The organism is Actinoallomurus acaciae (assembly GCF_042429965.1).
In the GTDB taxonomy this organism is placed as follows: Bacteria; Actinomycetota; Actinomycetes; order Streptosporangiales; family Streptosporangiaceae; genus Actinoallomurus; species Actinoallomurus acaciae.
Genome location: NZ_JBHLZP010000212.1, coordinates 1 through 13,156, shown reverse-complemented (window position 1 = coordinate 13,156; position 13,156 = coordinate 1). Strand labels below are relative to the sequence as shown.

Sequence of the window (13,156 nt, the reverse complement as noted above, 5' to 3'; positions counted from 1 at the left end):
CGGGCGTGCTGCGCGCGGTCGTGCTCTCCGGCGCGGGTATCGCGCTGATGGGGCTGTTCGGCCTCGGGCTGGGCGCGGTCGTCCGTCACTCGGCCGCCGCGCTCGCCACGTACGTCGGCGTGGTCTTCGTGGTCGGGCAGCTCCTGCTCACCGTCGCGCCGGCGGCGGTCCGCTGGGTGCCGCTGGCCATCGTGGGCGACTCCCTCGGCGTGTCCCGGACCACGCCCGGCGACCTGTCGCCCTGGACGGGCCTGGCCGTGCTGTGCGGGTACGCGGCGGTGGCCCTCGGCGCCGGGGCCTGGACGCTCACCCGCCGCGACGGTTGAGCGGTACTTAGGACCCGTTCTCACTTATGGACATTCGCGCCCGCATTCCCAGTCCGCCGAAACTCCAAGGGCCGGTGTAAAGCGACACAACTGTGACCTATCAGCGGCTGAGCGTGGCTTAATAATGGACCAGCACAACAGAAGAGAGAATCTCAGGGAATGTGAACGGCAGGGCGGTCTACTACCTGTACTTCGGCCTGGACGCCAGCCCGCGCGGCGCGGCGATGGCTCTGACCGATGCGCTCGAAAGCGAGGGCCTCCGACCCGCCCTGACGCAGGCGGACCGGGGCCGGCTGATCACCACACACTCCGAACAGGGGGCGCCGATGACCGCTCTTCGGCTGTTCGTGAATGACGGCTACTTCGATGCCGACCATGGTGGGCAAGAGCTATTGAGCGCCTACCCGATCGTGGCGGAGTGCGGAAACGAAGCAACGATCGACACCTTCGATGAGCGAGTAAGGCAGATATTCATCACCGTGGCCAGGCGACTTGCATGGCCGACCATCCAGACGGGAGTACGCGGCGAGCTTGTGGCCGCATTTCTTCCGCACTTCGGATACGGCGACTTCGGTTCGAAGGACATCACCCCGGACAGTCCACGCGAGCGATGGGAGCCATGGACGGATCCCGGACCATGGCCCACCGTCACGGACGAACTCGAGCCATGATCACGCGCAGATGACATCACCCTGCCGCGAAGGGGGACCCTGGTGGCTCACAACGATGTACGGCTGATCGTCGTCGAAGAGTTCATCCCGGTGGACAACGTCGACTCCATGCTGGGGGTGACCCAACGCCTCCTGCAGGCGATGTCGGGACAGACGGCGACCGCCGCGGAGAATCTCAAGCGCGCGATGGTGTGGATGGCCAAGTACATCGCACCGACGAGCGAATTCTGGGACTGGCCCTACATCGAGGGATCATTCGATAACCAGACCAGGTTACGCGTCAACTTCATCGGCCTGGGCTGGATCGTGGGGTGCGCCCGTAGATTCTCCTCTCACGATTCAGTGGATCCCCATCATGTCGAGCGCGAGTTGATCGACGAATTAGACAAGGTCATGACCGGTGTCACCCTGGAGGCGACCGCCAGGCTGAAGTCCACTCCCTGGACGGACGACGAGATCAAGGCGGCCAAGGAGTTCCTACTCGCCAACGGCCTGTCCATTGTGACGGCGACCGGTGAGCAGTCCATCGATCTCGGCCAGATCAGGCTTGTGCTTGATGACGGTGAACGCATTGTCGTCCAAAATGGCATCTCGAAGACGATCGGGGACGACACTCGAAAGCTGCTGCTGAAGGTGAAGGAGTGGGCCAACAGAGATCAGCGTTTCGAAGGCGCCGACTGGTGCGCCTACAAGCGTCGCCGGTTGACGCACGTGCTGAAAGAGGTCGATCCGGCCGACCTGCCGCCGACGCCGGAGGACCTGGCATTCTCGGATGAACAGAGCGGACTCTACCCACGCAGAGATCGAGACGGCTACGACCTGATAGCGGAAGCAGGTGGAACCGGGGCGGCCTTCGCCTCCCTCGTCTTTCCAAATTATCCCTATCATGCCGGGATACTCGATCCCCGCGTGGTCGTCAGGGTCCAGGCGGCGGCGAGCGAAGACACGGTGAACGATCTACTCAATTACGTGTCTTATCTATGGGTCAATCATTACACGCGAATCTGGCGTTACCTCGAGTTCGAAGATCAGTTCGCTTACGCGACCGATGTGCGTCGCGTGAAGGAACTCGACGATCAGGATCTCGACCTGTTCCGCAGGCGGGCCCTACGGATCGAGGAGCTGCGCAGCCGGATAGAGCTGCTGAACCGAATAGACGCCGGAGACATCAGCGCCTTCAAACCTCGGCACGAGGCGTTCGTCTTTTCGCCTGGCGGAGCGGGTTCGACGTCTTCGGCCGAACGCTTACGCACCGCGCTGATCCCGTCGACCATCACCCAGCTCACCGTTGATCCCCTGCTGGCCGCTCCCGGCGTCCTCAAGGACGCCGGCGACGAACTCGCTCGATCGTTCAACATCTTCACGCAGGCCGCTTCGCTGCGGATGCAGCGAGTGGTCCAGTTACTCCAGGCGCTGTTCATCGTGGCCGCGGTGGCCCAGGTGCTCTCTTTGATACCGCTGGCCGAGATCATCGAGGCGGTCTACGCGAACACCATAACCGAAAGGTCTTGGTATAACGGGATCTCTCACTTCCGCACGTCGATCTCGTGGCTCAACAGTATTGACGTGTCCCTCACCGTCATACGAGCGGCGCTTCTCGTCGGTCTGTCCTTCGTCACCTTCAAGGTTACGAGGCAACGGCACGTGCGAGAGCTGCTCAAGCGGTGGCTACAGTGATCATCGACCCCTCGACGGATATATCACCGCAGTCTTCGATATGAGGCCGCCGTCCAGTAGGTCGTCGTGGACATTGAACGGCATGCCGTAATCCTCGATCTGGGACATGTCGAAGTTGGCGGGGACACGAAACATGATCTCTTCGAAAAGCTTCGAGCAGTAGTCCAGGAGCCTGCTTCCGGAAGGCTCGAAGTTCTCCAGCCCGAACTTTTCGATCGCCTTGTAGTCCGGCCCTCCCCACGGCGGATCGAGGTTGACCGCCGCACCCCGCGCGTATTTTTTCGCCGCCTCGAAGAAGTCGTCATTGACAAAGGAGATCGAATCGGCCACGCCGTAGATGCCCGCGTTCACCCTGGCCATCTCGAGCCGATCCGAGTTGATGTCGATGGCGATGACGCGCTTTCCCTCTCGAGCGAACCCGATGGCGCTCCCCCCGATTCCGGCGAAGCCGTCCACCACGACTTCGCTGCGGATGAGCTTGGCATGCTCAAGGCTGACGTCTTCGGGCATCACCGAGTACAGGCCCTCGGCGTCGGTCTTGATGCCCTCGTCAAAGCGCTTGAAATACAGGTAGCGCCGGTTCCAGTATTTCTGCAGTTCCGGGCCGAAAGGGCTGGTATCTTGACTCATTGCTTCCTTCGCTGACACCCTGGGCGGGCTTCCGCTTTGATAATCTACCCGGAAACCCGTCTCTGCTGGCAGGAATCCGACGCGATCCCGCCTCCCCTTTTTCGACTTTCCCTAAATACCCCTTCTGTACCATCGCCACATGCGCTCATGACGGGCCGCGGGGTTCAGGACTCCCCCGTGTAGGCCGCGGTCGTCCGGGCCGCCGACGCGCGGGCCTCCTCTTCCGGTGCGCCGCCGGCGACGTGCGCCTCGCACCAGCGCTCACTACTCAGGGTCATGAAGCTCCGGCCCTCCTCCGAGGCGGCCCACGCGGCGCCCTCGGCCGGGTCAAAGGATCCGCCCGAGGACAGGTGGAGGCCGAGGCCGAGGAGCCCCATCTCCCACCCGATGCCGACCGCGCCCGGGCCGAACTCGGTCCAGTGGTCGTCCACCGGGATCGTGTGTTCGAGCTCGAACCGGGTGCCGCCCGCCGGCTGCGGGACGAAGCGGACCTCGATCCGGCTGCTCCCGCCGGCGAACTCCCACGTCGTCGCGAAGCCCGCCGGCGGGTCGCAGCGCTCGATCGTGCCACCGGCGTTGCCCTCGAACTGGAACCGGCCGCCCTCCTTCAGCTCGCCGGAGACCGGCAGGAACCAGCGCGGGATCCGCTCGGGGTTCGTGCAGGCGTCCCAGAGCTCCTCGACGGTGGCGTCATAGGTCCGCGCGATGGTGACGACCCGGGCCTCGCCGGCCTCCAGGACGCGGTCGCCGACGGTGCGGGTCACGCTGTTGAGCTGCTCGATGACATCGATCACTGTTCCTCCTCCTGCGGCTGCCGGCGGCGCTCGCGCCGGCCTCGGGCCAGTTCGGTGGCCAGCGCGTCCAGGTGCGGCGTCCAGTAGCGGCGGAACCGGCCGAGCCACTCGTCCACCTCGCGGAGCGGCGCGGAGTTCACCGCGTAGAGCCGCCGGGTCCCCTCGGGCCGTACGGTCGCGAAGCCTCCGTCGCGCAGCACCCGCAGGTGCTGCGACACCGCCGGCTGGGAGATGCCGAACTCCTCCTGGATGACCGCGCAGACCGCGCCGGAGGTCTTCTCCCCGTCGGCGAGAAGCTCCAGGATCCGCCGGCGCACCGGGTCACCGAGAACGTCGAACGCGTGCACGGCGGCCACGCTATCGGGGCGCGCTTATATAAGTCAACGCGAATATTAGTCCGCCGCGATAACGACGTCGCTGACCAGGCCGAAGTGGTCCGAGGGCCACACTCCCCCGGTCGGCGTGGCAAAGGCGAGCTCGGTGTGGCGCGGCTCGCCGAGCGCGCCCGCACGGCCGGTGAAGATGTAGTCGATGCGACGCGACGGCACGCGGGTCCGGCGTGCGTAGTCGTTGACGCGGGAGAACGTCTCCCCGGCCGACCCGTCGCCGCCGTGGACCCACGCGTCGGCGAAGTACACGCTCTCGCCGTCCACCACGTGCAGGCCTCGCAGGTAACGGATCTCGTCGGCGTCCGGCTCGGCGTTGAAGTCGCCCATGATCACCGGCGGCAGGTCGCCGGTGATCTCGGCGGCCCGCTCGGCGATGAACCGGACCTGCGCGAGGCGTGCCGCTCCGTGGTCGCCCTGCCAGTCCAGGTGCGTGACGAACACCGGGAGCAGGCCGGCGGCCGTCTCGACGGCGGCGTACAGCAGCGCCCGCTCCTCCGCGCCCGGCGGGGTGGGCAGCGGGAGGACGCGCCGCTCGTGGATCGGCAGCCCGCTGAGCAGCGCGTTGCCGAGGACGCCCTCGTCGAACCGCGCGGCGGGCGCGTACGCCACCTCGTACCCGAGCCCGGCGGCGATCGCCGCGGCCTGGCACGAACCGGACCGCTCGTCCCGCATGACCTCCTGCAGCCCCACGAGGGCCGGCGCGAGCCGGGCCAGCTCGGCCTTGATCAGGCCGAGCCGGTCCTTCCAGGGTCCACGCCGGCCCCAGAGGTTGAGCGTCGCGACGCGTACGGTCGTCATCCGGCCGGGCGCAGCCGCAGGGTCAGCACCTGGAACGGGCGGAGGGTGAGCGGGACGCTGCCGTCGTCGGCGAGCACGACCGGCCGGTCCGGCGGCGGCCGCTCCAGCAGGTCGGTGACCTCCACCCCGGCGACCGGGAACGACGTGCGCAACCGCGTGCTCGCCCGTCCGCCGAGCGACTCGTACACGCGCACGACCACGTCGCCGGACCGGTCGTCGGCCAGCTTGACCGCCTCGACGGAGGCCGCGTCGCCCTCGATGGACACCAGCGGCTCCGGGTCGGCCCCGCCGGCGGTCACGCGCAGGGGCAGGTTGAGCGCGTACCCGCCCGCCACCGCGCCGGCGAGGGTCGCGCCGGGCAGCAGCGTGTGCGACATGCGGTGCCGGCCCTGATCGGCCTCGGGGTCGGGGCTGCGCGGCGCGCGTACGAGGCTGTAGCGCGCGGTCGTCGTCGTGCCGCCGTCCTCGCGGGTCGTGCGGGTGACGTCGTGGCCGTAGGTGGCGTCGTTGGCCAGGGCGATGCCGTAGCCGGACTCGGCGAGCCGGATCCAGCGGTGGCAGGAGATCTCGAACCGGGCCGAGTCCCAGCTCGTGTTGGTGTGCGTGGGCCGGTACACGTGACCGAACTGGATCTCGGCCGCCGACCGGTCGGCGTGCACGTCGAGCGGGAACGCCAGCTTGAGGATCTTCTCCCGCTCGTGCCAGTCGATCTCGGTGTCGATCCGTACGGCGGGGCTGCCGGCGGTCACGGTGATCGTCTGGGAGATCCGGGAGTCGCCGAACGACCGGTCCACGCGCACCGACGCGACCAGCGGTCCCTCGTCCACCACGGTCACGGCGTCGGCGCCGGTCAGGTCGGTGTGCCGCCGCCGGTAGTGCCGGTCGACGTCCCACGCGTCCCAGTGGTTGGGCAGGTCGGTGTGGAGCTGGAGGAGGTTGCCCCGGGCCCCCGGCGCGAGCAGCTCACGACCGGCCACGAGGTCGCGTACGGAGGTCAGCAGGCCGTCCGCGTCGATCTCCACCCGGACGAGACCGTTGTCGAGGACGCGCCCGTCCACGGTCACCGGCTCGGGCGGCGCGGAGGCGCCGAGCGGCGCCGTCCCCGAGCCCGGGACCTCGGTGAACACCGCCACCGACCCGTCGGCCAGCGGCTGGCCGCCGGCGTCCGGGCCCAGTTCCGGGGCCACGGTCACGACCTCGGCGCGCGCCCGCGGGCTCGTGTTGAACACCTGCCCGGGGCCGCGCTCCCCCGCCAGCGCGGCGGTCGCGGCACGCGTGATCTCCTCCAGTTCGGCGTGCACGCGCGCGTAGGTGGCCTCCGCCTCCCGGTGCACCCAGGCGATCGAGGAGCCCGGCAGGATGTCGTGGAACTGGTGCAGCAGCACGATCTTCCACAGCCGGTCCAGATCCTCGTACGGGTAGTCGAAGCCGGCCGTCAGCGCGGCGGTGGCCGCCCACAGCTCCGCCTCCCGCAGCAGGTGCTCGCTGCGGCGGTTGCCCGCCTTGGTCCGCGCCTGGGTGGTGTAGGTGGCGCGGTGCAGCTCCAGGTACAGCTCGCCCGTCCAGACCGCCGCGTCGGGGTACTCCGCGCGGGCGGCGGCGAAGAACGCGTCCGGGTTCTCCACCACGACCTTCGGCGACCCTTCGAGGTCGCGCAGCCGCCGGGCCTTCTCCAGCATCTCCCGGGTGGGGCCGCCACCGCCGTCGCCGTGGCCGAACGGCAGGAGCGAGCGGGCGCCGCCGCCCTTGTCGGCGTAGTTGCGCACCGCGTGGGCCAGCTCGGCCCCGGCGAACGTGCCGTTGTAGGTGTCGGCGGGCGGGAAGTGGGTGAAGATCCGGGTGCCGTCGATGCCCTCCCACCAGAACGTGTGGTGGGGGAACCTGTTCGTCTGGTTCCAGGAGATCTTCTGGGTGAGGAACCACTCGTTGCCGGCCAGCACGGCGAGCTGCGGGTACGCCGCGGTGTAGCCGAACGAGTCGGGCAGCCACACACCGCGGGTCTCGACCCCGAACTCCTCCAGGAAGAACCGCTTGCCGTGGACGAGCTGGCGGGCCAGCGCCTCACCGCCCGGCAGGTTGCCGTCGGCCTCCACCCACATGCCGCCGACGGGCGCCCACTGCCCCGCCTTGGTGGCGTCGCGCATCCGCTGGAAGATCTCCGGGTAGCGGTCGCGCACCCAGGCGTACTGCTGCGCCTGCGAGCAGGAGAACACCAGCTCGGGGTAGTCCTTGGCGAGCGCGGTCACGTTGGCGAAGGTCCGCGCGGTCTTGCGCTGGGTCTCGCGGATCGGCCACAGCCAGGCGCTGTCGATGTGCGCGTGGCCGGTGGCGGAGATGGTGTGCGCGCTCGCGTTCGCGCGGTGGGCGAGCACCTCGGTCAGCGTCGCGCGGGCCCGCGCGGCGGTGCCGGCGACGTCATGGACGTCCAGCTCGTCCAGCATGGTCTCGAGCGCGCGCAGGATCTCGTGGCGGCGCGGGTCGTCCGTGGACAGCTCGTGCATCAGCTCCGCCAGCACCTCGACGTCGAGCCGCAGGTGCCAGACGTCCTCGTCGAGCACGGCGAGGTCGGCGCCGCCGAACCGGTAGAGCGGCTCGTCGCCGGCGGTCGCCACGTCACCCAGGGACGTCGGGACGAACCCGTCGCCGAGGATGTCGGGGTTGGCGGCCATCTCGACGAGCAGGCCGACCCGCTCCCCGCCGTCCACGGCGTCGCCGACCGCGACGTACTGGTTCAGCGGCTCGATGCCCTTGATCGGCCGCCCGCCGAGGTCGTGCACGAGCCCCTCGGCCTGGAACCCGGGCCCGCGGTGGCTGAACCCCAGGTCGAAGACGGCCTCGACGCGGCGGCCCGCCCACTCCGCCGGCACGGTCGCGGTGGCGCGCAGCCAGCTCGTCGCCCAGGCGCGGCCCCAGCGGTCGCCGGGCGCGAACGGGACGTACGCGGCGGTGAGGGCCTCGGCGACCGGCACCGGCTCGCCGGGAACGTGCCAGACCTCGATCGTCATCGGCCGCCGCTCGGCGTACGTCGCGGGCACGATGCGTTCTCGCACCGCCCGGTCCAGCCGGTCCTCGACCTGCCTGCGATCGTCGTGCATCAGCGATCCGCCTTCCCGCGTAGGTACCCGAGATGAGGAGAGTCCGTCTCGTAGCGTTCGAGGAGCCGTCGTGCCACCGTCACCGAGTCGACCAGCGGATGGGTCGCCAGCGCGCGCAGCGCGGCGGCGCGCGAACCGGTGGTGGCGGCCTCCAGAACCGCGCGGTCCACCGCCTTGACCGTGGTCACCAGGCCCAGCGCGTGGCCGGTGAGCGGATCGGCGGTGACGGGCCGCGCGCCGTTGCCGTCGACGAGGCAGGGCACCTCGACCACCGCGTCGTCGTCCAGGCCGGTGAGGGTGCCGCGGTTGCGCACGTTGAGGATCAGGGTGGTGCGCTCGTCGTGGGCGATCGCGCGCATGAGCGCGAGGGCGACCTTCTCGTATCCCCCGGACTCCAGGTCGGCGGCCGCGCGCTCACCGGCGCCCGCCGCCTCGCGGTTCTCGGCCATGTAGGTGGACTCGCGCGACCGCTTCGTGGCCTCCCACGTCTCGAGCGCGGAGCCGGGTGCGCCCACGGGGCGCGCGTAGAAGTCGCGCTGCTGCTCGAGCACCAGGGCGCCGCGGTTGCGCTCCGCGGCGCGCATCGCCGCGACCGCGTCGCGGTTGAAGTCGTAGTAGTGCAGGTACTCGTTCGGGATCGCGCCGATCGCGCGCAGCCATTCGGCGCCGAACAGCCGCCCCTCCTCGAAGGAGGTGAGCGCCGCCTCGTCCGCCAAAAGGTCCGGGAGCACGTCACGGCCGCCGACGCGGACGGCTCGCAGCCAGCCGAGGTGGTTGAGGCCCGCGTAGTCGAACCAGGCGCTCTGCGGGTCGACGCCGAGCGCGGCGGCGACGCGCCGGCCGAGCCCGACCGGCGTGTCACAGATGCCGATCACCCGGTCGCCGAGGTGCCGGGACATCGCCTCGGTCACCAGGCCCGCCGGGTTGGTGAAGTTGATGACCCAGGCGTCCGGCGCGACCGCGGCGACCCGCTGGGCGATCCGTACCGCGACCGGGACGGTGCGAAGGCCGTAGGCGATGCCGCCCGCGCCGACCGTCTCCTGGCCCAGGACGCCCTCCTCGAGGGCGATGCGCTCGTCGGCGACCCGCCCCTCCGTCCCGCCGACGCGGATCGCGGAGAAGACGAAGTCGGTGCCGGTCAGGGCCTCGTCGAGGTCGGTGGTCGCCGTCACCGACGGGGCGTCCGGAACACCGGCCGCCTGGTCCGCCAGCACCCGGCGGATCACCGCGGTACGGGCCGGATCGAGGTCGTGCAGGACCACCTCGGTGACGCGGTCCTTGCCCTGGTCGGCCAGGAGGGCCCGGTAGACGAGCGGGACGCGGAACCCGCCTCCGCCCAGGACGGTCAGCCTCATGCTCGGATCACCATGAAAGCACGGTAGCGCGCGCACGACCGGCCTCCACCCTCACGCGGGCGGCCGCCCGCCGCGATCCCGCGCCCGGCGACCGCCGTCGCCGCGCGATCGGTCAGCAGGGCCGGTTCGTACCCCCGCGTCCGGGGCTCATCGCCGTACGCTGCGCGGGCGCATGTCGGTCCACACCTGTTCGACGTGGGCCAGGCACTCCGCCCTGGTCCCGCCGAAGCCCGCCGCGTGCCAGCCGGCCGGCAGCGGCGCGTGTTCGGCCCAGATCGAGTACTGCTCCTCGTCGTTCACCACGACCACGTACCTCAGGGCCGGCTCGTCGGGTTCGCTCACGGGAAGGCTCCTTCTCCTGATGGCTTCTCCTGACGGCGGGCCCCGCGCACGAGGTCGCCGACGCTCTGCTCCGGATCCTCGACGGCCGCCGTGAGCACGGCGCGGAACCGTTCCCCGAGCGCCCGGGCGGTCTCCCGCTCGAACAGGCCGGTGCGGTACTCCAGCCGGGCCGAAAGGCGGCCCCGCGCGCTCGTGAGGTTCAGCGACAGATCGAACTTGGCCGTCGACGTCTCGCCGACCGTCATGCGGACCCGGCAGCGGGGCAGCGCGAGTCCGGCCGATCCTCTCTCGTGGTGGCCGAACATCAGCTGGAAGATCGGGTGGTACGCCGGGTCGCGCGGAGGGTTCAGCTCCTCGACGAGCCTGTCGAACGGCAGGTCGTGGTGGGCGAACGCGGCCCTGCTCTCGTCGCGCGCCCGCTCCACGAGCTCCCGGAAGGCGGGCGCGTCGGAGAGCTCGAAGCGCTGGACGACCACGTTGCCGAAGGGACCGATCAGGTGCCGCAGGCTCTCCCTCGGCCGGCTGATCACCGGTGAGCCGACGACGACCTCCGGACCCGCACCGTGCCCGCGCACCAGGACCAGGAACGCCGCGAGCAGCACCGCGAACGGCGTCGCGCCGCAGGCCCTGGCCAGTTCGCCGACCCGCCGGGCCACCTCCGGCGCGACGGCGAACTCCAGATGGCCACCGGCAAGGTCCAGCGTGGCCGGACGCGGGTGATCGGTGCGCAGGGCGGACCGTACGGGCGCGCCCGCGAGCCGGTTCAGGAAGTGGTCCAGCGCCCGCAGCGTCGGCTCGTCGTCGAGCCCGGCGGCCTGCCCGGCGGCGAAGTCGGCGTACTGTTCGGTCAGCGGCGGAAGCTCCGGTTCTCCCCCGGTCAGCCAGGCGCCGTAGCAGGCCGACAGCTCGCGTTCGAGAAGGTCGAGCGACCAGCCGTCGCAGGCGATGTGATGGAGCGTGAGGCAGAGCCGGTGCCGGTCCGGCGCCAGTCGCAGGAGCAGCGCCCGGATCATCGGGTCCACGGTGAGGTCGAAGGGCCGCCGGGCCTCCCGCGCCACGAGCCGGTCCGCCTCGGCGTCCCGCGCGGGGGCCTCGACCGCGATCCGCACCGGTTCCGCGGGGCGGACGAACTGCCGGGGAACGCCGGAGACCGTCCGGTACACGGTGCGCAGCACCTCATGCCTGCGGACGACCTCGCTCAACGCCCGTTCGAGCACCGCGGCGTCCAGCGGGCCGTCGATCCGGTAGACCAGCGGCACGACGTAGGCGGAGCTCGCGGGGTGGAACCGGTCCAGTATCCACAGCCGTCGCTGCGCGTGGGAGAGAGGATGGCCGCGTGCGGCGACGCGCTCCCTGAGCCGCCGGCCCAGCAGGGCCCGGCGGGCGGCGGGAGAGGACGGTACGCCGGTCACCGTCCGCCTTCGTCGTCGGCCGGCTCGCGCAGGAGCGCGTCCACCTCGTCGTCGGACAGCTCCTCCAGCCGGGCGAGCAGCCGCCGGTCGTCCTCGGCGTCCGGGCGGCGCGGGCCGGCCGGCGGCGCCGTTCCCCGCGTCTCGGCCACCCCGGCGGCCAGCCGGGAGACCGTCGGGTCGTCCATGAAGTCGCGCAGCGCGACGTTCGCCGCGTACGTGTGGTTGGTGCGGGACACGAGTCGCATGGCCAGCAGCGAATGGCCGCCGAGGGCGAAGAAGTCGTCGGTGACGGCCACTTCGGCGAGACCGAGCATCTGCGCGGTCAGCGCGGCCAGCTCGCGTTCGAGGTCGGTACGCGGTGGTACGGCGCCGCCCGCGGGCCCGTCGTCGGGGACCGGAGGCAGCGCGGACCGGTCCACCTTCCCCCTCCGCGTCACCGGCAGGGACGGCGACACCACGAACACGGACGGGACCATCCAGGGCGGAAGCCTGGCCATGAGGAACTCCCGCAGCCCGCCCGGCGGGCGGGCGTCCGCGACCGGTACCACGTGGGCCACCAGCCGGCGGCCGGACGGGGTCTCGTCCGTGACCACCACCGCCCGCCCGACCTGCGGGTGCAGGGTCAGCGCCGCCTCCACCTCGCCCGGCTCGATGCGGTATCCCCGGACCTTCACCTGGTCGTCGGCCCGGCCGAGGAACTCGATCGTCCCGTCCGCGCGGTACCGGACCACGTCTCCCGTGCGGTACATCCGCGAGCCGTCCCCGGCGAAGGGGTCGGGCGGGAAACGCTCGGCCGTGAGCGCCGGCCGGTCCGCGTACCCCCGCGCCACCCCCGGGCCGCCGACGAACAGCTCGCCCGGTGTTCCCGCCCCGACGGGCCGCAGCCGCTCATCCAGCACGTAGGCCGAGGTGTTCGCGATGGGACGGCCGACCGGGATCGAACGGGCGTCCCCGGGCACCGACTCGACCGGCTCGCACAGCGCCACGGTCGTGGCCTCGGTCGGCCCGTAGGCGTTCAGGATGCGCTCCGGCCGGTTCTCCGGCGCGCTTCCGGCCAGCTCACGGGCGCGCGCCACGTTGAGCACGTCCCCGCCGACCAGCAGGTTCGTCAGCCCGGCGAAATCGCCGGGATGGTCCGTGGCCACCTCGGTGAACAGCGCCGAGGTCAGGAGAAGGGTCGTGACCCGCGCGGCGCGGAGCTCGCGCCCCAGCCCGCCGTCGGTCAGGGACACGCCGGCCGGGATCACGCAGAGCGTGCCGCCGTTCAGCAGAGCGCCCCAGACCTCGAAGGTGAACGCGTCGAACGAGGGGTCGGACACCTGAGCGACGCGTTCGCCGGGGCCGAAGGCGACGTAGTCGGTCTCGCGGACCAGCCGCAGGACCGAACGGTGTTCGATCATGACCCCTTTGGGCCGGCCCGTCGACCCGGAGGTGAACAGCACGCAGGCCAGGTTCCGTGCCGCCACCTCCAGGGGCGGCGCGGCCGGAGGGGCGGCGGCGATCTCGCCGGCCACCCGGTCCAGGCACAGGGCCTCCGCCGGGGCTCCGCCGAGGCGACCGAGGTGGTCCGCCCGGGTCACCACGATCGGCTCGCCGACGTCGGCGAGCATCGAGCTCAGCCGCTCGGCGGGGCACCGCGGGTCGGCCGGCAGGTACGCGCCCCCGGC

11 protein-coding genes and 1 pseudogene are annotated in these 13,156 nt (G+C 70.8%); 3 read left to right on the top strand and 9 right to left on the bottom strand.

Annotation, left to right across the window (positions count from 1 at the left end; genetic code table 11):
• The 3 genes and pseudogenes from ACFFNX_RS25765 to ACFFNX_RS25755 all read left to right on the top strand — a co-directional run.
• Positions 1-326, top strand: a pseudogene (locus tag ACFFNX_RS25765) (hypothetical protein); the annotation flags it as partial.
• 161 nt (positions 327-487) lie between these two features.
• Positions 488-997: a hypothetical protein gene (locus ACFFNX_RS25760; protein WP_378207398.1), complete on the top strand. Its 510-nt coding sequence runs from the start codon at positions 488-490 to the stop codon at positions 995-997.
• Between the two features lie 42 nt (positions 998-1,039).
• Complete coding sequence (locus ACFFNX_RS25755; protein WP_378207395.1) at positions 1,040-2,674, top strand: hypothetical protein; 1,635 nt, start codon at positions 1,040-1,042, stop codon at positions 2,672-2,674.
• Here ACFFNX_RS25755 and ACFFNX_RS25750 read toward each other — a convergent pair whose 3' ends face one another.
• The 9 genes from ACFFNX_RS25750 to ACFFNX_RS25710 all read right to left on the bottom strand — a co-directional run.
• Positions 2,675-3,304, bottom strand: coding sequence for a class I SAM-dependent methyltransferase (locus ACFFNX_RS25750; RefSeq protein WP_378207392.1), 630 nt, complete (start codon positions 3,302-3,304; stop codon positions 2,675-2,677).
• A gap of 164 nt (positions 3,305-3,468) precedes the next feature.
• Positions 3,469-4,098 carry an SRPBCC family protein gene (locus ACFFNX_RS25745; protein ID WP_378207389.1) on the bottom strand — a complete coding sequence of 210 codons (630 nt, stop codon included), beginning with the start codon at positions 4,096-4,098 and terminating at the stop codon, positions 3,469-3,471.
• The gene (locus ACFFNX_RS25740) at positions 4,095-4,445 is read right to left on the bottom strand and encodes an ArsR/SmtB family transcription factor (protein WP_378207386.1); all 351 of its coding nucleotides are present in this window, start codon (positions 4,443-4,445) and stop codon (positions 4,095-4,097) included. Before ACFFNX_RS25740 ends, ACFFNX_RS25745 begins: the two co-directional genes overlap by 4 nt.
• Positions 4,446-4,490: 45 nt before the next feature.
• Positions 4,491-5,285 carry an endonuclease/exonuclease/phosphatase family protein gene (locus ACFFNX_RS25735; RefSeq protein ID WP_378207383.1) on the bottom strand — a complete coding sequence of 265 codons (795 nt, stop codon included), beginning with the start codon at positions 5,283-5,285 and terminating at the stop codon, positions 4,491-4,493.
• Positions 5,282-8,380: an alpha-mannosidase gene (locus tag ACFFNX_RS25730; RefSeq protein WP_378207380.1), complete on the bottom strand. Its 3,099-nt coding sequence runs from the start codon at positions 8,378-8,380 to the stop codon at positions 5,282-5,284. Before ACFFNX_RS25730 ends, ACFFNX_RS25735 begins: the two co-directional genes overlap by 4 nt.
• The gene (locus ACFFNX_RS25725; protein ID WP_378207377.1) at positions 8,380-9,735 is read right to left on the bottom strand and encodes a 6-phospho-beta-glucosidase; all 1,356 of its coding nucleotides are present in this window, start codon (positions 9,733-9,735) and stop codon (positions 8,380-8,382) included. Before ACFFNX_RS25725 ends, ACFFNX_RS25730 begins: the two co-directional genes overlap by 1 nt.
• A 147-nt stretch (positions 9,736-9,882) precedes the next feature.
• Positions 9,883-10,077, bottom strand: a complete 195-nt coding sequence (locus tag ACFFNX_RS25720; protein ID WP_378207374.1) for an MbtH family protein — start codon at positions 10,075-10,077, stop codon at positions 9,883-9,885.
• On the bottom strand, positions 10,074-11,489 hold the full coding sequence (locus ACFFNX_RS25715) for a condensation domain-containing protein (protein ID WP_378207371.1): 1,416 nt from the start codon (positions 11,487-11,489) through the stop codon (positions 10,074-10,076). The genes ACFFNX_RS25720 and ACFFNX_RS25715 overlap by 4 nt, the downstream gene beginning before the upstream one ends.
• Positions 11,486-13,156 (bottom strand): non-ribosomal peptide synthetase (locus ACFFNX_RS25710; protein WP_378207368.1); only part of this gene is annotated, 1,671 nt, incomplete at its 5' end. The genes ACFFNX_RS25710 and ACFFNX_RS25715, both read right to left, overlap by 4 nt.

Bases quoted from the DNA above. Each gene is read 5' to 3' on its own strand.
- ACFFNX_RS25730 (WP_378207380.1), bottom strand. From the start codon at position 8,380: ATGCACGACGATCGCAGGCAGGTCGAGGACCGGCTGGACCGGGCGGTG.
- ACFFNX_RS25735 (WP_378207383.1), bottom strand. From the start codon at position 5,285: ATGACGACCGTACGCGTCGCGACGCTCAACCTCTGGGGCCGGCGTGGA.
- ACFFNX_RS25725 (WP_378207377.1), bottom strand. From the start codon at position 9,735: ATGAGGCTGACCGTCCTGGGCGGAGGCGGGTTCCGCGTCCCGCTCGTC.
- ACFFNX_RS25750 (WP_378207392.1), bottom strand. From the start codon at position 3,304: ATGAGTCAAGATACCAGCCCTTTCGGCCCGGAACTGCAGAAATACTGG.